The 20,957-nt window shown below is 54.5% G+C and carries 13 protein-coding genes and 1 pseudogene; 8 read left to right on the forward strand and 6 right to left on the reverse strand.

What is annotated here, in order from left to right:
- Positions 1–1,246, forward strand: a pseudogene (locus OSC10802_RS54280) (transposase); the annotation flags it as partial.
- Between the two features lie 726 nt (positions 1,247–1,972).
- On the opposite strand, the gene OSC10802_RS0111110 reads toward OSC10802_RS54280, so the two are convergent.
- Entirely contained in the window at positions 1,973–2,419 is a 447-nt protein-coding gene (locus tag OSC10802_RS0111110; protein WP_017716841.1) for a gamma-glutamylcyclotransferase family protein, read from the reverse strand.
- A 735-nt stretch (positions 2,420–3,154) separates the two neighbouring features.
- On the opposite strand from OSC10802_RS0111110, the gene OSC10802_RS0111125 reads away from it, so the two are divergent.
- The 4 genes from OSC10802_RS0111125 to OSC10802_RS0111140 all read left to right on the forward strand — a co-directional run bounded on the left by OSC10802_RS0111125 (position 3,155) and on the right by OSC10802_RS0111140 (position 7,881).
- Entirely contained in the window at positions 3,155–3,676 is a 522-nt protein-coding gene (locus OSC10802_RS0111125) for a COP23 domain-containing protein (RefSeq protein WP_017716844.1), read from the forward strand.
- A gap of 368 nt (positions 3,677–4,044) precedes the next feature.
- Positions 4,045–5,019 (forward strand): S1 family peptidase, encoded by a 975-nt coding sequence (locus OSC10802_RS0111130; protein WP_017716845.1) that lies wholly within the window; start codon positions 4,045–4,047, stop codon positions 5,017–5,019.
- 123 nt (positions 5,020–5,142) lie between these two features.
- On the forward strand, positions 5,143–7,110 hold the full coding sequence (locus tag OSC10802_RS0111135) for an iron uptake porin (RefSeq protein WP_232731663.1): 1,968 nt from the start codon (positions 5,143–5,145) through the stop codon (positions 7,108–7,110).
- A 318-nt stretch (positions 7,111–7,428) separates the two neighbouring features.
- Positions 7,429–7,881 (forward strand): hypothetical protein, encoded by a 453-nt coding sequence (locus OSC10802_RS0111140; protein WP_017716848.1) that lies wholly within the window; start codon positions 7,429–7,431, stop codon positions 7,879–7,881.
- Positions 7,882–8,026: 145 nt separating this feature from the next.
- Here the strand turns inward: OSC10802_RS0111140 and OSC10802_RS0111145 are convergent, their stop codons facing one another.
- Positions 8,027–11,242 carry a Calx-beta domain-containing protein gene (locus OSC10802_RS0111145; RefSeq protein WP_017716849.1) on the reverse strand — a complete coding sequence of 1,072 codons (3,216 nt, stop codon included), beginning with the start codon at positions 11,240–11,242 and terminating at the stop codon, positions 8,027–8,029.
- A gap of 1,059 nt (positions 11,243–12,301) precedes the next feature.
- Here OSC10802_RS0111145 and leuS point away from each other — a divergent pair.
- The gene (leuS, locus tag OSC10802_RS0111150; protein ID WP_017716850.1) at positions 12,302–14,884 is read left to right on the forward strand and encodes a leucine--tRNA ligase; all 2,583 of its coding nucleotides are present in this window, start codon (positions 12,302–12,304) and stop codon (positions 14,882–14,884) included.
- A gap of 199 nt (positions 14,885–15,083) precedes the next feature.
- Here leuS and OSC10802_RS0111155 read toward each other — a convergent pair whose 3' ends face one another.
- Positions 15,084–16,559, reverse strand: a complete 1,476-nt coding sequence (locus OSC10802_RS0111155) for a family 10 glycosylhydrolase (RefSeq protein WP_017716851.1) — start codon at positions 16,557–16,559, stop codon at positions 15,084–15,086.
- A 247-nt stretch (positions 16,560–16,806) separates the two neighbouring features.
- Positions 16,807–17,202, reverse strand: coding sequence for a photosystem II protein Psb27 (psb27, locus tag OSC10802_RS0111160; protein WP_017716852.1), 396 nt, complete (start codon positions 17,200–17,202; stop codon positions 16,807–16,809).
- Between the two features lie 641 nt (positions 17,203–17,843).
- Between psb27 and OSC10802_RS0111170 the strand changes: the two genes are divergently transcribed.
- Positions 17,844–18,935, forward strand: coding sequence for a YheT family hydrolase (locus tag OSC10802_RS0111170; RefSeq protein WP_017716854.1), 1,092 nt, complete (start codon positions 17,844–17,846; stop codon positions 18,933–18,935).
- A 256-nt stretch (positions 18,936–19,191) separates the two neighbouring features.
- Here the strand turns inward: OSC10802_RS0111170 and OSC10802_RS0111175 are convergent, their stop codons facing one another.
- The gene (locus OSC10802_RS0111175; protein ID WP_017716855.1) at positions 19,192–19,422 is read right to left on the reverse strand and encodes a hypothetical protein; all 231 of its coding nucleotides are present in this window, start codon (positions 19,420–19,422) and stop codon (positions 19,192–19,194) included.
- A 50-nt stretch (positions 19,423–19,472) separates the two neighbouring features.
- Between OSC10802_RS0111175 and OSC10802_RS0111180 the strand changes: the two genes are divergently transcribed.
- Positions 19,473–19,757 carry a hypothetical protein gene (locus OSC10802_RS0111180; protein WP_198525098.1) on the forward strand — a complete coding sequence of 95 codons (285 nt, stop codon included), beginning with the start codon at positions 19,473–19,475 and terminating at the stop codon, positions 19,755–19,757.
- Between the two features lie 9 nt (positions 19,758–19,766).
- Here OSC10802_RS0111180 and OSC10802_RS0111185 read toward each other — a convergent pair whose 3' ends face one another.
- Positions 19,767–20,537 carry a glycosyltransferase gene (locus OSC10802_RS0111185; protein WP_017716857.1) on the reverse strand — a complete coding sequence of 257 codons (771 nt, stop codon included), beginning with the start codon at positions 20,535–20,537 and terminating at the stop codon, positions 19,767–19,769.
- Between the last annotated feature and the right edge of the window lie 420 nt (positions 20,538–20,957).

Raw genomic sequence — 20,957 nt, forward strand, 5'->3', positions numbered from 1 at the left:
AGATTCTTCCACACGGCCCTCCCTTGGGCCACTCTGTTCTGAATATTTTTTCGCCAGCATTTATACCGGAGTTCTGAAGTCTATCTTCTGGCAGGAGATGAAGTGGTCGTCACCAAGGCAGGTAAAAACCTACGGACTTGAGCGCTTCTTTTCTAGTCTGTATGGCAAATCCTTAACCGGGCTATCTTTCTTCACATTATCATTAGTGAGTGTGCAGCAAAAACGTTCATTTCCTCTAAGGGTCGAACAGGTCATCAAGAGCGAGCGTGAAAAGTTGAGCCAGGGGTCTGAAAATACAGAGTCTAGCCCGCCCAAAGGCCAAGTCAAACGACCCAAGGTGAGTCGGAGTAAAAATCAAACGGTCCCGACGGCGACCGACCCAATACCTAAAAATCGAGGGGGCGACCTGCCGGCAGGAAAAATAGAAATAAAAACGCCGTCCCTCTCCCCCCGGAATTATTGCAAATCAAAAGTTGGATAGAGTCATTGCTAAAACAGTTGGGCGGTATGCTGCCCCTGACTTATCTGCTATTGGACGGTCACTTTGGCAATAATGCATCTCTGCAAATGGCCCGCCGGCTGAATTTACATCTAATTTCAAAGCTTCGTTACGATTCGGCGCTTTATATCCCCTATCAAAACCCCGACCCTGACCGAAAGTGCCGCCGCAAATATGGAGATAAGCTTGACCTACGCAACATGCCCCCTCAATACCTGAAAAACAGCACGATTGATGGGCCAATTCTCACTGATATCTATCAAGCGCAACTCCTGCATGCATGAATTCGCTCAACCCCTGAATGTGGTGGTTCTGGTCAAGACTCATCAAAGCACCAATGCTCGCCACCACGTCATTTTATTTACCAGTGACCCTGACTTGCCTTACGACAAGTTAATAAATTTTTACAGCCTGCGCTTTCAAATCGAATTTAATTTTCGGGACGCCAAACAATTCTGGGGCCTGGAAGATTTTATGAATGTCAGCCAAACGGCAGTAACTAATGCGGCCAATCTCTCATTTTTCATGGTCAACCTGTCCCATCACCTGCTCGGGACTGGCCGGGGGAAGCATTGTGGGGACAGTGTGCTGGATCTCAAAGCCATCTGTCGGGGCTCAAAATATGTGGCCGAAATCATAAAACTCCTTCCGGAAAAACCTGAGCCAGTTTTATTGGCTCAGATTTTCCAACGTATATCCCGCCTAGGTCGTATCCACCGGCCACCCGCTTGTAGCAACCTCAGCTGATTTGGCGAAGGTATTGTTAAAGAAACCGGGTTTTTCAGTATCTCACTCGCTGAAGTTCCCCGAAATTTATTATGACCTTTTTGTGGCCGGTGAGTACCGCAAGCGGCGAGCCGGCTTTTCAATCTCGTTTTCATGATTCAGCTGAAAGAAATACTTCCGCCACCTCTCCTGGCTTTTATAGCAGTAGCCACTTAGATTAGGACATTAAACCTTCAGGGCAGGCGTTAGCGCAGCGGCGCGTTAGCGCTACGCCGTACCTACGTCTATATCCCAGCAGTAATATGGGTTAGAACAATAGGAGCAGGAGTTCGGGGGTGCAAAAGAGGCCGAAATGTACGAACCTAAGTGCATACTGCTATATTATAAGCTTTGAAGATGGGGCGGCGCGGCTGGAAACAGTGCCGGAAATTTTTGTGGCCGGTGAGTCCGGCAAGCGGGGAGCCGGCTTGCTATGTGGGGACGCTCCCCAAGGACTGACCGCAGATTATAGCCTATCTCATATTAGTGAGGTGCCTGAAAACCCGGTTTCGTGGGGAGCGTCCTGCAGCGCCCCTTCCGTGCCCCAGGCCGCACCTCATTCAATTTAGATCGCCTCTCTCTAGACATACTCATATTAGTGAGCTGCTGGGGAACCCGGTTTCTTTAATAAACCTGCTTTCCGGGCCGCAGTTCATCCAACTGAGAGCCGCGATATATCTAATATTTAGTCCGGTTAATTAATCGCAATTAGGAGCCGCTCTGGGATGAGGAGAAATGTCCAGCCCCCAGTGGGCGACCGGCACTCCAAACACCCTCAGGAATGGGGACGCCGCCAATGCGCCGCACCTTGTCGGGCGTCATCAAGTAGGCCCACACTAACCCTAGGGATTGGAGATCGGGATCGAAGACCTCGATTTGCTGCCGGTCGTATTCGTTTTGGGATGTGGGCCGGTGAGGGTCATAACCTTCCAGCTCGTCGAGGTGGCGCAAAATAGCAGGGCTGGCAAAGGAAAGCAAAACTCCGTGGACTGAGCCCTCCCCTGGGGTCATGGCGGGGTATCCCACCGGCAGGGCAAACAGCAGCCCGCGGGCGACTGCCGGTTGAGCCCCGACAACCACGCCGGCGCAGTAGCGCTGATAATTGCACTCCCCAGGTTTGAGGGTTCCGTAAACAAAGACTTTCAGCAGACTCAAGGGACTCCTTTGGTGCTTGTTTGTGTGTTTGTTTCAATCCCGTTTGGCGGATTCAGCTCAGAGAAATTCTTCCCCCGTCCCCCCCGAATTGATTCCAATTGCAAATTTTCGCACAAATCGGTCATTACTTCACAGAATCTTTAAACTTCCAGATCGCCGGTGCGCCTTGACCGGCAATAAACTGGGCCTTAGTCAGGGGGGGCGGAGTTTTTTCTCAAAGTCAGGAGAATTTTGCACACAGATAGCGTCTATCACACCACCACACAGATCTGTGTGCCAGTAATCAGGCCGGTTGTGGCAACCCCTGTCAGTGCTGCTCTGTAGGGCCACGCCCCCGGCAACTGCCCGCGCTGCCAGTCTGAAACAGCCGAGTTAAACAGGAGACTGGCGTTCCCCCGAGATGCGGTTGGGGCGAGAGAAGGGAACAAAACTGCATTGGCACAGCAGCCCAAAAGGTTCCGGGAGGGAAGTGGGGGGCAGCACCACCCTTCCCAAGGGGAGCGCTCAAGGGTAAAACCCGCAGCGTTAATACCACTCTCCCACTCTCCCACTTGCCAATGCCCAGTGTTTCATGCCAGATGCCGAGCCCCCATAAAGGTCTAGCTTGCTTCCTGGTTAAGGGCGCTAAAAACTGAACACTATGACAGTAGGAAAGTGGCACATCCCCCTCCGCTTTCCTCTCCCGCCGCCTAAAGGGAGAGCGGGAGTCTCCAGCGGGTCTATTTGGTAAAGAGTATGAAACCGATTTTCCGTTTGGCCATCGCTAGCTTGATCGCGACACAGATTCCCTTTCTGAGCGATCAAAGCAGTTTCGCACAGTCAGCCACTTCAGTAGCCTCCTTTCAGTGCAAGGTCGTGGGTAGCTCCTATGTGACGGTTGCCGTCAGCAAGAACGGAACAGTCTCAAATCCCATGATCGCATGGACAACCGAAGAGTTCAGCAGTGCCGGGTTTCCGCCCGAACAGCGCTGCAAGGACGTTACGAACCGGCTGAACAATGTCCTGTCCCAAAATGGCGGCACACTCAATAGCGTGTATTTGACCACAGGCCGGGTGAACCGCCAGACGGTACTTTGCGCTGTTAACAATACGACATCGGGCTGCAATGAAAACAACCTGCTGTTCACTCTCAAGCAGGGAAACCAGCCCAGTAAACTGTTGAGAAATTTGAGCTCGGCCACCGGCAGCCCGATTCAAGAGTCTGGGGGGCAAGACTACGTGCCTTTGCAACAGGTCATCCAGGGACTTTTCAAGTGATGCGGCGGACAGGAGTCGGCTTCGGGCTTTAGCGCAGGGGGTCGCTAACCGACTTTTTTGGCCATTCCTTGCTTTTAGGGTTGACCTGAGAAGCCCTAAAACTTCTTCGATGGTTATTAATTCATTAAAGGTTGTATCACACGCACGCGCACGCCCGCCGGCGTGTTCCTAAGCGAGTCGCCGCGCTCATTAGAGGTATGTTTTTTCTGGAGGACTCCAGTCACGTCAGGACTGCTGGCACCACGCTCCCCCTCAACTGGAATTGGCACTCCCCCCTATCTAGAAAGTTGGGAAACCAGTCCTACTGCTGCGCTTTCCCTGACTCACACAAACCAACAATTATAAATTAAAAATCAGCAATTTACACCATGTTTTTGGGCCGCTTATCCGCCTGTGTGATGGGAACTGCAGCCGCACTGGCAATCGCCATACCGCTGAGGGCAGCTCAAGACTTGACAAAAGAGCAGATTGATGCTGTTGCTTCCCAAACGACTGTGGTGATTGCCCAGGGTTTGCAAAAGGGCGATATTGAATCCGGACAGGAATGGAACCCGGGCTCCGGGGTGATTGTGGCCCGCAGTGGCAAGACGTATTATGTATTAACGGCGCTGCACGTTGTCCGGACGAGAGAAGTGGTTTACGGGGTGCGAACCAGCGACGGGGAAGTTCATTTTATCGATGATGTCAAGACTCACGAGAACATTCACCCGTTTGGCAGCGAAGACAAACAGCTAGGAAAGATCATCCAAGGATTCGATCTGGCAATTGTCAAATTTGAAAGTGAGCGCAAATATGCAATTGCCTCGATCGGAAATTCAAACCAGATCCGCAAAGGGGAGCCGGTGTTCATTTCTGGCTGGCCCAATCCTGATGATGAGAGCGCTCGCCGGGTGCGGGAGTTTTCCCCCGGGACGCTGACAGCCATTGTCACTCCCCCCTCAGCGGATGGCGGCTATAGCTTGCTCTATGACAATCAAACCCGCCGGGGGATGAGCGGTGGCCCTGTGTTTAATGTCAAGGGCCTGTTAATCGGCATTCACGGGCGCGGGCGATCTCAGAAGGACATATACTGCATCGATCCCAATTTGAGCGCCAACAACAGCTGCGGCATGCAAACCATACACTTTATCAGCCAAGCGGAAGCGGAGCGCCTGCAGCTGAAGTTGAATTTTCAGCCGGTCGCGCCCGAAGTGATTGCAGATGGGATGGCCAATAAACCCCAGGCGGATACCATCGATGATATCTACAAGGCATTCACCTTTGACTTGCCCTCGCTGCTCAGGGATGGCCCTTCGGGGGGGTGTGGCGCTATATTGCTAGATGACTCCTGTAAGGAGCGCTAAAGAATATTAAGAACTTTCAGTCCGCAGACCTAGATTTGCCTGACAATTAGGTATTCTGGCCTAGTTAAGCGAAGCATCTACCGAATCTGGTAAGCTGTCTAGCTGTGAGGAGCAATCATTTGCATGAGGCATTTTTTACCGAGTCTGGCACTACTCCTGCTGGCGGCACCGGCAGCTTTGGCAAAAGCGTCTGAGAACCCACCAACCTTGGAGGCACCGGCAGCCGGTTTCTCGGTAGGAACGCCCGTCGCCCCTGCCCCTGAACTCGCCATGCCTGCCACCCCTGAAATTCCCCCCACCGGCCCCGTTTCTCTCAAGCTCTCAGACACCCGGACCCAGACAGACTTTATTAAAACTAATAAAACGGATTTAAATTCACATATAGAGGTGGGGAGCCAATATATAATTAGCGCAGCTCAATCTGCATTACAGCTACTTCCGAATGATAACTCTAGTAAAGCGGGGAGCGGGACAAGAGTGTTTCAATCCCGTTGGCAGGATTCAGCGGACACAACGGCTTCCCCCGCCGCCCCCCACACTAACGCTAGCCAGTGCCCAGTGACCGGGGACCCGTGCCCCCCGCCGGCAATACCTGCCGTTAGCGCACCGGCACCGGAGGAAAATCCGATGGCGCAGGTGACATCAGTCTCGCAGCTGGCGGACGTGCAGCCGGGTGACTGGGCGTTTCAGGCATTGCAGAACCTGGTAGAGCGCTACGGCTGTATTGCAGGGTATCCTGATAGCAGCTATCGGGGGAACCGCGCCCTGACGCGATATGAATTTGCTGCCGGTTTGAACGCCTGCATCTCCCGAATCAGCGAACTGATTGCTGCCAAAAAGCCAGCACCAACAGAAGACTACATTACCAAAGAAGATGTGGCGGCGCTGCAAAAACTGCAAGCGGACTTTGCCTCCGAGTTGGCCACCTTGCGAGATCGTGCTGATACCCTAGAAGCGCGTGCCGATGTGGTGGAAGCGCAGCAATTCTCAACCACTGCCGCACTCGGAGGAGAAGTCATCTTTGGCTTGACCGGCGCTGCAGGATCGGGTGCCGGATCTGGAGGGGAAAAAGATGCCGTCCTGACTCACCTGACGCGACTGGGGATTGTCTCCACATTCACCGGCAAAGACCGGCTGCGACTGGAGTTCGCTACCGGAAATTTTGACAGTCGCGGCTTTGCTCGCCCGGAAGCCCTCAATACTGATATGGCCTTGCTTTCTTACCAAGCCGGTTTGGAGAACCAGATACACTTAGACAAGCTAGAATATCGGTTTGCCGCCTTTAACGATAGCGTCGTCTTTACCGTCAGACCGGTGGGTTTTAGTTTGAGCAGCGTTCTCACCGCAAACTCCCCTTACTTCGATGCCGGTCGGGGAGCGATTTCCCGGTTTGCCGAGGCGAGTCCCATTTTCAAAATAGGAAATTTGGATGCCGGTGTGGGGCTGGACTGGCTAGTAGCTGATGCGGTACGCTTGCAAGTCGCCTACGGCACAAGGGGCAGCAGCATTCCTGAGAGAGGTCGGGGCGTGTTTGGCGCAGACCACAGCGCCTTGGGAGCCCAGCTGCTAGTCAAACCGGCAGCCAACATTCTTGCCGGCGTGACTTACGTCAGCGCCTACGCTAACGACGGTCGGCTAGATACCTTCACCGGCAGCTTTAATGCCGACACCTCTGGGCTGTTAATTCAGCCCGAGCCGGTGCAGATTAATGCGGTGGGCGGCTCCCTGCAGTGGCGGTTAAATCCTTATGTTACCTTAGGAACGTGGGGGGCGTGGATTTTCACCGATTCCCTAGAGTCATCCGCTTCTGCCACTGCCACCACTTACCTATTTTCCCTGGGCTTGTCCGATCCCTTTGGCAGACAGGGAGACTTGCTCGCCTTTCTCTTTGGCCAGCCGCCCAAGTTAGTCAGTGGAAACGACGTGCGAGAAGATGATGGCACGTCCCTGCACTTTGAGGTTTTCTACCGCTTCCGGGTGAGTGACAATATATCCATTACTCCTGGCTTTTTTATTGTAACCAATGCAGACCACAATGCGGGGAACGGCGATATCTTCGTAGGCACCATCCGCACGACTTTTCGCTTTTAGGAGCGATTGTCTATGCAATTTAAAAGATATCTTTAGAGTCATATTGGTTAGGACATCCGTGGCCTAGGGAAAAAGGCGTAGGACAGGCGTCCCGCCTGTCCTACTGTCCTAAAAAAAGGCGTAGGACCTAAGTGAATACTGCTATAATTGCGGTTTTGGGGACATAGGTCATCGGCCATAGGGCATGGGTAAGATTAAGCTGTTAGGCTTTTAATCTGCTTTGGCCTTGAAAGGAGGCAGAGCCTCCTGAGGGGCGTTCCCAGCCTGAGGCTGGGAACGAGGAAAACACCTTAATTTTCGTTTTCAGGAGATGCTATCATGCAATTTAAAAGCGGCTATATTGCCGGAGATGAGACGAGGCAGAGCCTCTGCGGGGGCGTTTCCAGAGCGAGGCTAGGAGCGAGTTTAAGCGGGATATTTCTTCTGGCTTTTGGCTTTTGGCTTTTGCCTTGTTGGGGGGCTCGTGCGGGCGAAATAGAAACTAGCAGTGAATTGCAACCGGCACCGGCTGCCGCGCCCGCGCCACCGGCACGCCAAAGACTTAAGCCCAACTTTTCTGAGGAAGAAAGAAGAGGTTTTAGCCAGAGAGGGTTTAAAAACACTTTCTTAAATGACGGGTTAAATGGCAACAGCGACCCTCTGGGGGGTGGCACCCCTGGCGGTGCGTTGGAGGGCAACCAAGGGCTATCAGGAATTTCAGCGCAAGAGCGAGGAATCGTGCCGGCATTTGACCCGACAGATGTGATTATTCCCCGCTCTGGAATTAGATGATGGGGGCATGGGGCATAGGGCATGGGGCATGGGTTGGAGTAAGCTGTTAGGCTTTTAACCGGCTTTTCCGTTACAAGGAGGCAGAGCCTCCAGATTGCGTTCCCAGCCTGAGCCTGGGAACGAGAGAAAGCCTAACCCCTAAACCCTAACCTAGGGAGATGCTGTCGATGATAATCTTATTGGCAAAGTCGCCAAAAGAGACGGATCTGGCAATTCCTGAAAAGGGGATGCTTACCTGAGCGAACTCGCTGTAGGCATCGGGAAAGTCACCGGCAGGGGTTCGGGAGAGAGGGGCGGATGCCAAAATATTGCCGGTGCCACCGGCACCTTCATAAAGGGTGACGGTGTGGTCGCGAAAGGGAGAAGCGTAGAAGAACGACAGCTGAGCGTCAAATCCGCCGGCCACATCCATGACAATTTCAGAACCTTCGCCATAAGTCAGGGCAGTAATCCCAGACGGCGGGGTTCCAAAATTTCCGCCAAATTTATCTTTTGACCCCAATGCCTTCAAAGCATCGGTATCAATAATTCCAAGAGCGTTGGCAGAGAAGGAAATGCCCTGAGGGGCATAAAACGCTCCCAGCGGGTCTAAATTGCCAGCTCCCTCGAAGTCAAGGAATGCCCGCATATCGCTTCTGGCGATGGTGAGGGTAGCTGTATTCTTCGGCCCAATTGCCGCACCGCCGGTGGGGTTAACTAAGGCGAGATTGACTGTCTCAGAGACTTCAACCAAGGTATCATTCACAATGGGGATATTGACAGTTTTAATGATTTCCCCATCAGCAAAAGTGACAGTTATCGGGGTGTTACTGTAGTCCGCCTGCGCCTGGGCGGTGCCACCGCCCAGGGTGAGTGCCGCGCTGACTGTGCCGGCGCTACCGCCGGTGCGAGTCAGGGTAACAGCTGCTTGGGAAGTGCCATCCTCGCTGACGAGGAAACTGGCGTCAAGAAACTCTAATGTGCCGGCAGGTTGTGGAGTGGGTGCCGGTGCCGGTGCCGGCGTGGGAGTGGGAGTGGGAGTGGGAGTGGGAGTGGGAGTGGGAGTGGGAGTGGGTGCCGGTGTGGTGTCATTGTCCACAATTTCCAGAACCGCCATATTCTGAGTGCCGGTTGTCGCGCCAGAGCTGGGGTTAGTTAAGGTTAGATTAATCGTCTCGGAACCTTCGACACTGGTATCGTCAACGATGGGAATAGCTACCGTTTTAGCGGTTTCCCCGGGGGCAAAGCTGACTTGTATGGGCGTGTTAATGTAATCCTGAGGGTAGGTGGCGGTGCCATCAGCGAAGGTGACTGTGGCGCTAACTGCAGTGTTGAGGACTCCCGTGCGGGTGACTGTTACCGCCCTGGTTGGCGCGCCGGTTTCGCTGACGCTAAAGGTGGGGGAACTGAACTGCAAGGAGACATCATTGTCGGCAATGGTGAGAGTGGCGGTATTTTGCTGCCCGATTGCCGCGCCGCCGGTGGGGTTTGTTAAGGTAAGATTTACGGTTTCGGCAGCTTCGACACCGGCATCATCAACAATAGGGATAGCAACCGTTTGGGATGTTTCTCCTGCAGCGAAGTTGACCTGTATGGGAGTGCTGCTGTAATCCGCAGACTCAGTGGCGGTGCCATTGCTTAGGGTGATGGTGGCGCTGACAGGATTGTCGAGGACGCCGGTGCGTGTGACAGTTACTTGTGCCACCGGCGCACCTTCAGTGACACTAAAGGTGGGGGAGCTAAATTGCAAGCCAATATCATTAATAGTTAGCGTGGCGGTATTTTGCGCCCCGACTGTTGCGCCGCCGGTGGGATTAACCAAAGCCAGATTTATCGTCTCGGAACCTTCGACAGTGGCGTCATCAGCGATGGGTACAGTCACTGTGCGCGCGGTTTCTCCCGGGGCGAAGCTGACCTCTATCGGGGTGTTGCTGTAATCCGACGGGGCGGTGGCGGTGCCATTACTCAGAGTGATGGTGGCGCTGACAGCCCTGTCGAGGATGCCGGTGCGGGTAACAGTGATTTCTGCTGCTGTAGCGCCCTCGGTAACGCTAAAAGCCGGCTCGCTAAACTGCAAGGAAATATCATTGTCTGCAATGGTGAGCGTGGCAGTATTCTGCGCCCCGAATATCGCGCCGCCGGTGGGGTTACTCAACGTAAGAATAATCGTCTCGGCGTCTTCGACCAAGGTATCTTCAAAAATGGGGATGGCTACCGTTTTTTGCGTTTCCCCATCGGCAAAGCTGACGGTGATTGGGGTGCTGCCGTAATCCTGACCGGCAGTGGCGGTGCCGTCGCTGAGGGTGATGGTGGCGCTGACTGCACCGCTAGTGCCGTTGCTGCGCAGCACCGTCACTTCTGCCACCGGCACCCCATCCTCGCTGACGGTGAAACTCGGGGCGCTAAATTCCAAGACGCTGGTCGCAGGAGCGAGCACTTCAACGTAATCGCTAGCTGGCAACTCACTGCTGAAGGTTCCGAGATAATTCACCTCTGCCAAAAGCGCCGGCTGGCCTTCGACGGTTTGGAAAATATTAAGGACGGGGCGAGTGGGATCAGTGAGATTCGGGATTAAGGTTACATCCTGCAAAGTTATGCCACTGGGCAGCCCAATTTTGTCAGTGCCAAACTCAAAGTCGGTAATGATGTTTTGCCCAGATCCGAGGGCGAATATGTCGGCACCGGCACCCCCGGTTAAGGTGTTATTTCCCTCGTCGCCGAAAAGGATGTCGCTGCCACTGTCGCCTGAGATAATGTCATCTCCCTTGCCGCCGGTGAGCGTGTCATCTTCGCTGCCGCCGTTCATCGTATCATTTCCATCGCCGCCAAATACGAGGTCATTGCCTGCATTTCCAGAGAGAGTGTCCTCTCCCTCGCCGCCGCTTAAAATGTCATTTCCCTCGCCGCCGGCTAAAATATCATTGCCCGCTTCGCCAAATAGCCGGTCCTCTCCCAAGTCGCCGGCTAGACTGTCATTGCCAGTGCCGGCGGTTATGGTGTCATTCCCGTCGCTGCCGGTGATTGTGTCATTCCCCCCTTCGCCGAACACCAGGTCATTCCCACTGTCTCCTGCGAGACTGTCATTTCCCTCGCCGCCGGTTAAAGCGTCATTTCCTTCGCCCCCACTTAAGGTGTCATTTCCCCCTTCGCCAAACAGGGTGTCATCTCCTGCGTTTCCTGTGAGAAGATCGTCGCCTTCGCCGCCGTTTAAGGTGTCCTCCTCGGTGCCGTCGATTGCGGTGTTATTGCCGTCGTCGCCAAAAATCAGGTCATTGCCGTCGCCGCCGGTCAGGGTGTCCCCTCCGCTGCCGCCGATTAAGGTATCATTCTCGATGGTGCCGGTTAACAGGTCATTTGTAATGCCGCCAAACAGTAAGGCCATTGTCTCTGCTTCCTTGCTTGTTGAACTCTTTTTCAAAGACTCGATTGCGGGGATGCATGCTAATCTGGAAACGCCACATGTGGCGTCTTGGCGCAAGCGCTGGTCCCCCGAACGCGCCGCGCCCCGAAAAGGGGAACAGGGAGATTCAATCCCAATCCTTGCCGGTAGGGGATTTCCTGCCGTTCTGCTAGCGCGGACCGCACCCGGAAATCCCCTATTTTAAAATGTGGCAGCTGCGTCCTTTGCTATGGTTCCTTTAAGTCAGTAAATCTCAATAATAACCGCACTCCACCTGGCAGTGCCAGAGAAGAGAGAACCTCTCTCTTCTCCTCTATCCGCACCCTGTGCACCCCCTGCGCCTTGGCGGTTAATAATATAGCGTTTCTCATATCAGTGCGGTACTGAGAAACCCGGTTTCTTAAAGAAACCGGGTTTCTGGCCCGCAGTTCATCCAACTGAGAACCGCCATATCATGATTTCCCGCCTGCGCCCAGAACCCACTCCCGCTCCCTGAATTGTACAAGATGCAGCCTGTCGGCAGCCAGTCGCCCCTTTTCCCTCGGGGAAAGTCTTTCTTGCAATATGCAGACCCAATAAATTCAGAGCTGCGGTGAAATCATATAGCGGTTCTCAGTTGGGTGAAGTAGGGACAAGAAACCGCCGCAATGAAATTTTACCGAATGATTTAGACGAGCGAGAAAACCGCTATTTCGGCGCAAGCTAGGAAGGATTATTCGATATAATATGCAATTTAAATAATGCCTGCCGCCAGTAAGGCCGCTGTCGAGTCCCGCAACGCTTGCGCTGCTAAACTGAGGCACCGGCGGAAAGACCCACAGAACCAATCCCCAAAACAAAGTTATATACAATATAGAGGCACCTGTGGGCATTGGGCAGTAGGGACTGGGCAGTGGGGACTGGGCATTGGGTTGCTTGTCAGACCCACCCCCAAACCCCAAACCCCCACCCCTCAAACCCTAACACCTGCCCCCAAACCCCCAAACCCTAACACTTACCCCCAAACCCCTACCCCAAACCCCTAATCCCTAACCCCCTAACATGGAGTCCCGATACAACCCAGCAGCGATTGAGGAAAAGTGGCAAAAGACCTGGGCGGAACTGAACGCAGACCAGACGCCCGCAGACAGCGATAAGCCGAAATTCTACGCCCTGTCCATGTTCCCCTACCCGTCGGGCAACCTGCACATGGGCCACGTCCGCGTGTACACGATTACAGATGTCATCGCCCGACTGAAGCGGATGCAAGGCTATCGCGTCCTCAATCCAATGGGATGGGACGCTTTTGGACTGCCGGCAGAAAACGCGGCGATTGAGCGGGGCATTCCCCCCGCCGAGTGGACGTATAAAAACATCGCCCAGATGAAAGGCCAGATGCAGAAATTGGGCATCTCCTTCGACTGGAACAGAGAAGTCACCACCTGCGCGCCCGATTACTACAAGTGGACGCAGTGGATTTTCTTGGAGTTTTTTAAAGCCGGCCTCGCTTACCAAAAAGAAGCCGCAGTCAACTGGGACCCGGTTGACCAAACCGTGCTGGCGAACGAGCAAGTCGATAACGAAGGTCGGTCCTGGCGTTCTGGTGCGAAAGTGGAGCGCAAACTGCTGCGCCAGTGGTTCCTCAAAATCACCGACTACGCCGAGCAATTGCTCAGTGACCTGGACAAGCTCACCGGCTGGCCCGAGCGCGTCAAGCTCATGCAGGCCAACTGGATTGGCAAATCCACCGGCGCGTACCTCGAATTCCCCATCGTCGGGATGGAGGAAAAAATAGGCGTCTACACCACCCGCCCCGATACCGTGTGCGGGGTGACTTATGTGGTGCTAGCGCCAGAACACCCCCTGACGCCCCGCGTCACCACCCCAGACCGGCAAGAGGCGGTGGACGCCTTCATCAAAGAAGTCTCCAGCGAGAGCGAAATCGAGCGCACCGCCGAGGACAAGCCCAAACGCGGCATCCCCACCGGCGGAAAAGCCATCAATCCCTTCACCGGCGCAGAAATTCCCATCTGGATTGCCGATTACGTCCTCTACGAGTATGGCACCGGCGCAGTGATGGGCGTGCCGGCGCACGACACGCGGGACTTCCAATTCGCCAAGCAAAACAATCTCCCCATTCAGGTGGTGATTGTGCCTCCAGGCAGCACAGGCGAGACGCCGGGCACAGGCGAGACGCCTGTGCTACGAGAGGCTTACACTGATCCAGGCATTATGGTCAATTCGGGCCAATTTGACGGCACCCCCTCGGTGGAAGGGAAAATGGCCATTATCCAGTACGCCGAAGGACAGGGATTCGGCAAAGCGCGAGTGCAATACCGGCTCAGAGACTGGCTGATCTCCCGCCAGCGCTACTGGGGCGCGCCCATACCCGTGATTCACTGTCCCAAATGCGGCACCGTGCCGGTGCCAGAAGACCAATTGCCGGTGCCCTTGCCGGAAAATGTCGAGTTCTCTGGACGCGGGCCATCGCCTTTGAAAACAGCGGCCAGCTGGGTGAGCGTGCCATGTCCCAGTTGCGGGGAGCCGGCCCAGCGGGAAACCGACACGATGGACACCTTTATCGACTCCTCGTGGTATTTCTTGCGCTACCCCGACGCCAACAATCACCGGCAGGTTTTCGACCCCGCCAAAGTCAATGACTGGATGCCGGTAGACCAGTATGTCGGCGGCATCGAACACGCGATTTTGCACTTACTCTATTCGCGCTTTTTTGTCAAGGTGTTGCGCGACCGGGGTTTGCTCAACTTCGACGAACCCTTCCAGCGCCTGCTCACCCAGGGCATGGTGCAAGGCATGACCTACAAAAACCGCACCACCGGCAAATACATCCCGTCGTCCCAGATACAAGATCCCGCCAACCCGAAAGACCCAGCGACCGGCGAACCGCTGCAAGTCTTCTACGAAAAAATGTCAAAGTCCAAATACAACGGCGTCGATCCGCTGGACGTGATGGGCAAGTACGGGGCGGACACAGCGCGGATGTTCATCCTGTTCAAAGCACCGCCAGAAAAAGACTTAGAGTGGGATGACGCCGACGTGGAAGGGCAATTCCGCTTCCTCAACCGCGTCTGGCGGCTGGTGGCGGAAGCTGCGGTGCGGGAATCAGCCAAACCGCAGCAGACTGCAACCCATTTAAACAAAGCTGAAAAAGACTTGCGGCGGGCGACTCACACCGCGATCAAAGAAGTGACAGAGGATCTGGAGGGTGAGTACCAGTTCAACACAGCCGTGTCTGAACTGATGAAACTGAGCAACGCCCTTGCGGATGCCAGCTGCAAAGACTCGCCGGTTTATGCAGAGGGGATTGAGACACTGCTGGTGCTCTTGGCACCCTTTGCGCCCCATATCGCCGAAGAATTGTGGCGCGGCACTGGCCATCAGGATTCAGTCCACCTGCAAGCTTGGCCGGTGGCTGACCCAGACGCCTTAGTCGTCGATGAAATCACCCTAGTGATTCAAATCAACGGCAAAACCCGAGGCGCAATTCAAGTGCCGGCGGATGCCGGCAAAGAAGCCCTCAAACAGTACGCCCGAGAATCCGAACTTGCCAAGCGTTTTATCGAAGGCAAAGAGATTAAAAAGGCGATAGTAGTGCCGGGGAAACTGGTTAATTTTGTCCTCTAGCAGTTCTCAATGATTTGCGCAAACGCGCTTGGCCCAGAACCCCGGTTTCTTTAAGAAACCGGGGTTCTGAAATTTACACGAAGGATTTAGACGCGCTCTAGCATTTTTGACTCTGGAGGAAAAGGCTTTCCTGCCATTTTTTCAATCCAAAATCTAAAATCCATGCATCAAAAATCCATGCATTGGGATGAGCCGGCAGCTACCGGCGCTCGCAGAATTTGCGGTCGCGGTCAGCATCTGGTTCTTGCCAAGAATAAGCAAAATGGCTCACCCCATTGATTTGCGGGAAAGCTCGGTGGATTGCCTCCATTTGGGCTTCCAGGGGCGGGCGATTTTTCAGCGAGCCCCCCCAAGTGCCGGCGAGAGCCGGTATAATCTTGGTGCCTGGTGCTGCCATACTCACAACCCGCTGGATCTCTTCAACAATGCAGCGGCTGTTATTGCTCCCGCAAGTGCCATAGGCCATCGGATGCCATTCCGTCGTGCTTTGGAAGCGATCCCAAGGCTGCAAGCGGGAATCAAATCCTCCCCGACCGACAGTTTTGTTCCCGCCAGGAAAAAATACCGCTCCTGCGGGAATTCCTTGCCGCTGCACCGGCGCAACCGCCAGGTTAACAAAATCTACGATCCCCTGCACGACATGGGCGACGCTGAGATACCAGAGGTCGGCTTGCAGCTGTGAGACGGTGGTGACAGTTTTCGTCGCATCGACGCGGCGACCTTGCCAGAGGGGCTGCGCTTCTGTAGGGTAGAGTTTGTTGACTGCTTCCACATCGCTGCTAGAGATCGATCCCTGAGAGAGGTATCGCCGGATCAGCTCTCGCCCCTTTTGGTTGCCGGCGCGCTGCAGGAGGCTTTGCTGGGTCGCCTCACTGTAAAGCCAGAGGTCGTGAACCTTACTGACCACGGACTCTGCCCCCATGCCGCGAGGGTAGCGAACGTAGTCAAACAGCACTCCGTCCGGGCGGCGCTGCAGTGCGGCATTCACCACCCAAAGGTAGTCCTGTCGCGCTTGCGGGTTGTAGGGATCGATGAAGACTTTACTGACATCACCCTCTGCCGCCTTGATGTCTGTCTCGGCGTCCTCAGTCTTGAGCTGCGAAAAACTGGTCTGGCCATTGGCCTTGCGAGCTATCGCTTGCTGCCGGTCTGGGCGCTGGCTGTAGGTATAGCCAAAATTCATGGTAAACAGCCATGCGTATACCTTCAGACCCCGCTCTCTTCCTTTTTGAATCGCTTGAGCGAGCAGATCGGCGTTTTCTGCCCCCCGGACGCGCACAGCAGATGGCCAAACGCTGCGATTTTCCGCCTCTGGCAGCAGGACTTGGCCGTCGTAAAAATATTCCACGTAGACCTGGTTGTACCCTCGGGCAACAATCCGGTCGAGGACGCTTTCGAGAACCCCTGGCTGGATATCGCAAGCGTACAGGCGCAGCCAAATGGCCTGGGTTTCGGGCCAGGTTCGCCGGCGGCACTCCTGCAGTAGCTCAGCCCGTTTCGCCACCAGGGCGCTGTAGCGGCTTTCGGCGTCTTTATTTCCTTGAAACGCCGCTTGCCGCAAGCTGTCTATTTCAGTCACTTCCTCTACGGTGGACTGGCAGTAAGCCGTTGTTTGGGCTCGGGCGGGCAGGGTGCCGGTGGGCGCACTGACGAGGGCTGTGCTGACAGCGGCCATTACAGGGCGATACCAGCTCCGCCAGAGTTTTGAAACTGCAAGATGTTGGGAAAATCTCATTTTCAATTCCGTTTCCAGTATTCAGCTAACAAAAATATTTCTTCCCCCAATGCACCTCTGAATTGACTGTAGCGGTATGTTTGAGCTACCGCCGTAGCGGTAGCAGATTGGTGGGCAGCATTCTTTGAATTTGCGTTCAGCGGTTGCGGCTGCCCGACGATCGCCGGTGCCGTTTGGTCTATCTCACTTAAGCGCCTCGCTTGATGGCTGCCTCGACCTGATCGAACTCCGTCTCAAGCCGGTCTTTCAACTTTTTAGGCAGGGGCCGGTTGGGGTAGGCGTTGTAATGGGCGGCTAGGGAGTTCAAGGCGGTGCGCATGGTGGTGAAGGAGGTCAGCTTGGTGTACTGGCCACGTCCGTAGCGAGCGGCAAAGTCATTAATCTTTTGACGGGCGTCCGCCTGCACTGCTGCTTTCTCGGGAGAGTCGTCTGGCATCTCAATGGCCGCTTTCAGGCTGCTGACTACGGCGAGTGTGTCAGAGCGATAGTCGCCGGTTAAATTGGACTTGTCGCCGGCACAGCCGGCTAAGCCAATCGCGACGACTAAAACCAGGGCCAGCAGACGTGACAAATAGTGCTTCATGAGTTTTCAGGAGAAAGGGAACGGATATCTAAAATCAAAATTAAGATTAATCCTATCTTGGATTGCAGTCACAGGAAGGACGCGCTTCGCGTCCTGCAGCGCCTGCCGCCTCGCACAGGAGCGCGAAATCAATTGTGTCACAGGTATAAATCCTCTGTCCTCGCGCCCGCGTCTGGAAACAAGCTGGCAAGAGTTTCCCCACGGGCTTTGGGGCTTTCCGCGCATGGCGCATGGGGGCATGGGGCATTGAAGACAGCAATCAATCCCAAATCAGGACATCCGGGCATCCGGGCATCCTAAATTCCCACCGCCCAGTGCCGCCGGCCCAAATACCGGCCCGACAGCACAGACTGGCCGCAGCCGGGGGGCTGCCCAACCAGCCGGCAAATTCTTTCATATCCGGAACAAAGCATACATACAAAACAGGTCTAAAGTCGTTTTTTCTGAAACCCATTTAATCGGAAAATAGGTTCGCGATGTTTTCGTCCCGCACTTGGGCTTCCGACTCCCCATCAGGAATGGCCCGCCCCAACCGGCTGTCCCAGGCCGCAACTGGCTGGTTCTAAAGACAGGGGCATGTCCCCTCTCCTCTCGGCTGCGCTTTTATCCTAATATATTAAGATTTATTAAAACACTGTTTTATGGCTTATCCTCCCTACAACCCACCGGTTTTGCTGAAAAACGGTCTGGCAATGACCGTCTACGCCGCTCGCAAGGCCAGCCAAATCTGGGAACAAACCACCCGGCACCCAGAACCCCTTTACCAGGAAACAATCTTCACCGGCGCGCAGGGAGTGCCGATTTTTGGCCTGATTGCCATCCCTGACCGCCCTCGGGGCACGATTGTCGGCACCTATGGCATTACCGGCGATCTGGACAACCAGTGGTTTCTCAGACTGCTGGGGCGCAAGGCATTTGCCCGGGGCTATGCGGTTGTCCTGTTTGACTGGCGGGCCCACGGCAAAACTGGCCAGCTCTCTCCCACCCTAACGTCAGATGGCTTGTACGAAGGAGAAGATTTTGTCCGCATTGCCGCAGGAGCCAAGGCAATGGGCTGTCCCGCACCTTTCTGGCTCACCGGCTTCTCCCTGGGAGGCCAACTAGCCCTGTGGGGAATCAAAGCATGCCAGGATCTCGCCCTGTGCCAAGAGCTCGGGCTGAAGTCAACCGACCTCGGAGGCGGTGCGGTGATTTGTCCCAGTCTGGATTCCAACCGCTCCCTGTCCTATTTAGTCACACATCCCGTCGGCAAATACTTAGAAAAAGCAATCGCCAAAGAACTGAAAAAACTGGCTTGGCGTCTGCACGAGGCTCACCCCCAGGCCATAGACCCAGCCGCCATCCACCGGGCGAACAGCATCTGGGGCTTTGACCGCGAACTGGTGATCGGGCGACTGGGGTTCCCATCGGTGGAATCTTATTACGACGCCAGCAGCGCCCTCCCCCTGCTACCTCAACTGCGCAAACCCACTCTCATCCTGTACGCCGCAGACGACCCGCTGTTTGAGCCAACCATTGTCCCTGACTTGCAAGCCGCTTGTGCCGGCAATCCCAACCTGGATTTGCTCCTCACCGAGTACGGCGGTCATGTGGGCTATCTCAGCAGCTTGGCAAGCCAGCACATTGCCGGCGACCCCGACCGCTGGTGGGCCTGGAATCGGGTTTTGCAGTGGTGCGACCGGCAGGTGGAACGCCCTCTCACTTCCGGCAGAAAAGATTTCGCTCGCAGTTAAATCTCGATAGATGGGGGGCGGGGTATCTCGCCTCTATTTAGCTATGGTTTAACCGGAAAGCCTCCCATCTTAAACCCTCAGATCAACCCACAAACATCTGCCCTCACGGGTCATTTATAAAGAAAATCTAAACCCGCCCAACGCGCTTCCGACTCCCCTTAACAGGGAGATATCTGAGAGTTTTCCCCCTTATTTTCCCGGAGGTGACGGGGGGAGAGTTTGCCAAATAGACGTTGGCTGGCCTTTAATATTTCCTTTATAAATAAGCCTTTTCCGCCGTGCTGCTGCGATTGAAACTCTCAAATCTAAAATCGAGCGATTCGACGGCTAGATAATCCCCGGTTTCGGCTGCGATCTGCCGGCTCTTGCCACCGGCGAGCAGAAAGCGGGAGCGCTGGCAGTGACGCCGCTCACACAGCAACGAAGATACTATCACTTTCTTGACAGACACCAGATCACAGATATCCGCCAAATCATAGTTAATCATTAAAAAAGTGGAAGCCCGTCTACTGATTGAAGTTTGCCAAGGTATTTGTGATGCGTGTTTTTAAACCCACCCACAAGCTTGTCGCTCCAGCAGGGGAAGAAATCCCCGTGATGCTGCTCTCCCAGAAGCAAAGTTTTAGATATCTGGCAGTCACCGCAGAGGACTATCAGGAGGGAAGCGCTCCGATGTATGAATGGCATCCCTCTGAGGGCGTAACTTACAGGGGATTCAAATTAGACAGGCTGAGTATTTTGGCGCAGGGGGCTGGCCGCAAGTCTTTGCCACAGCCTGCATGCGAGCCGGTGGATCGCGCAAAGCATACCGAGTGGGCTTAGCACTAAACTCTAAAATTGCTCTGTCTGGTTCTTCCGCCGCAAGGAGAACCGGCCAATAATCTGCACGTCGAGTTCATACTGCTCAGCAAGTCCGCGACGCTCTATGGCCCGCCGGCTCGCCACAGCCGACCAGTGAATTAAATCAATTTGCCGGCGGGTCAGATTCTCGTCATGTATGCGATAATAATAGAGGGCTTTATTGAGGTGCCTAATTTGAATTATCTCTGAAAGTCGCAAGCACAAATCATAATCTTCCGCGAGTTCCATTGAGGGGTCAATCCCACCGGCAGCCAGGTAAGCATCCGCCCGCATCAATCGGAAGTGGAAGGTCATGAAGTCAATCAGCAGCCGGTTTTTGGAGTAGGGAATTTGGCTGCGCTGTCCGATGCCTTTGACATTGCCAAGCGCATCAATGACCAGATAATCGGTGTAGACGAGTCCCACTTTTGGGTTGGCATCCAGAAAACCGGCAGTTTCTTCCAGTGCTGTTGGGGATAGTAAATCGTCGCTATCGGCACAGCCGGTGTGAGTTCCAGAACACATCGCATGAGCCGCTTTGAGAGTCGGTGCTCGCCCTTGATGAGGGGCAGCAATTACTTTCACCCGCTCGTCTAGTTTAGCATAATTGCCGGCGATATCTAAAGAACTGTCGGTGGAGCCGTCATCCCACACCAGAAGCTCGAAATCTTTTCTCGTCTGCGCCAAAACACTTTCTATCGCAGCGCCCAAATAGCGCTCTCGATTGTAGACGGTCATAATTAGGGAAATTGTGGCTGTCATGGGGTGTGAGAGAGGTTTTAAACTGAGAAAATTGGGATGTATTATTAATACAATGCAGGGGTTTTTGTCTTTATTGCTACTATCCTGGCGATTAGAAATCGCGGCTATACAAACGAAGCCCGCCTACCCTGCGGGAAGGGCTTCGCCCAACGCGGGCTTTAAGAAGAGCGAGACTCTCAAAATCTGCGCGGTTTCCTCGTTTCCCTCGTTCCCAGTCTCCGCCCCGGAACGCGGCGTTCTTGAGGCGCTGACTTGAAAAGGTTTGTAGTTGGGCTTTAGCCCAAGGAAAGTAGTTGGGCTTTAGCCCAAGGAAAGTAGTTGGGCTTTAGCCCAAGGAAAGTAGTTGGGCTTTAGCCCAATCCGGTACCGGTTGCCGGCAGCTCCGAAGCCATTGCCTCCAAAAGTTGCGATTTATATTAT

Source organism: Kamptonema formosum PCC 10802 (assembly GCF_000332335.1).
Classification (GTDB): domain Bacteria; phylum Cyanobacteriota; class Cyanobacteriia; order Cyanobacteriales; family Oscillatoriaceae; genus Oscillatoria.

Coding starts and splice junctions, on each gene's coding strand:
- OSC10802_RS0111155 (WP_017716851.1), bottom strand. CDS start 16,559: ATGGCCGCTGTCAGCACAGCCCTCGTCAGTGCGCCCACCGGCACCCTG.
- OSC10802_RS0111180 (WP_198525098.1), top strand. CDS start 19,473: ATGCGTGTTTTTAAACCCACCCACAAGCTTGTCGCTCCAGCAGGGGAA.
- OSC10802_RS0111130 (WP_017716845.1), top strand. CDS start 4,045: ATGTTTTTGGGCCGCTTATCCGCCTGTGTGATGGGAACTGCAGCCGCA.
- OSC10802_RS0111175 (WP_017716855.1), bottom strand. CDS start 19,422: ATGATTAACTATGATTTGGCGGATATCTGTGATCTGGTGTCTGTCAAG.
- OSC10802_RS0111185 (WP_017716857.1), bottom strand. CDS start 20,537: ATGACAGCCACAATTTCCCTAATTATGACCGTCTACAATCGAGAGCGC.
- OSC10802_RS0111125 (WP_017716844.1), top strand. CDS start 3,155: ATGAAACCGATTTTCCGTTTGGCCATCGCTAGCTTGATCGCGACACAG.
- OSC10802_RS0111145 (WP_017716849.1), bottom strand. CDS start 11,242: ATGGCCTTACTGTTTGGCGGCATTACAAATGACCTGTTAACCGGCACC.
- OSC10802_RS0111140 (WP_017716848.1), top strand. CDS start 7,429: ATGCAATTTAAAAGCGGCTATATTGCCGGAGATGAGACGAGGCAGAGC.
- psb27 (WP_017716852.1), bottom strand. CDS start 17,202: ATGAAGCACTATTTGTCACGTCTGCTGGCCCTGGTTTTAGTCGTCGCG.
- OSC10802_RS0111170 (WP_017716854.1), top strand. CDS start 17,844: ATGGCTTATCCTCCCTACAACCCACCGGTTTTGCTGAAAAACGGTCTG.
- leuS (WP_017716850.1), top strand. CDS start 12,302: ATGGAGTCCCGATACAACCCAGCAGCGATTGAGGAAAAGTGGCAAAAG.
- OSC10802_RS0111135 (WP_232731663.1), top strand. CDS start 5,143: ATGAGGCATTTTTTACCGAGTCTGGCACTACTCCTGCTGGCGGCACCG.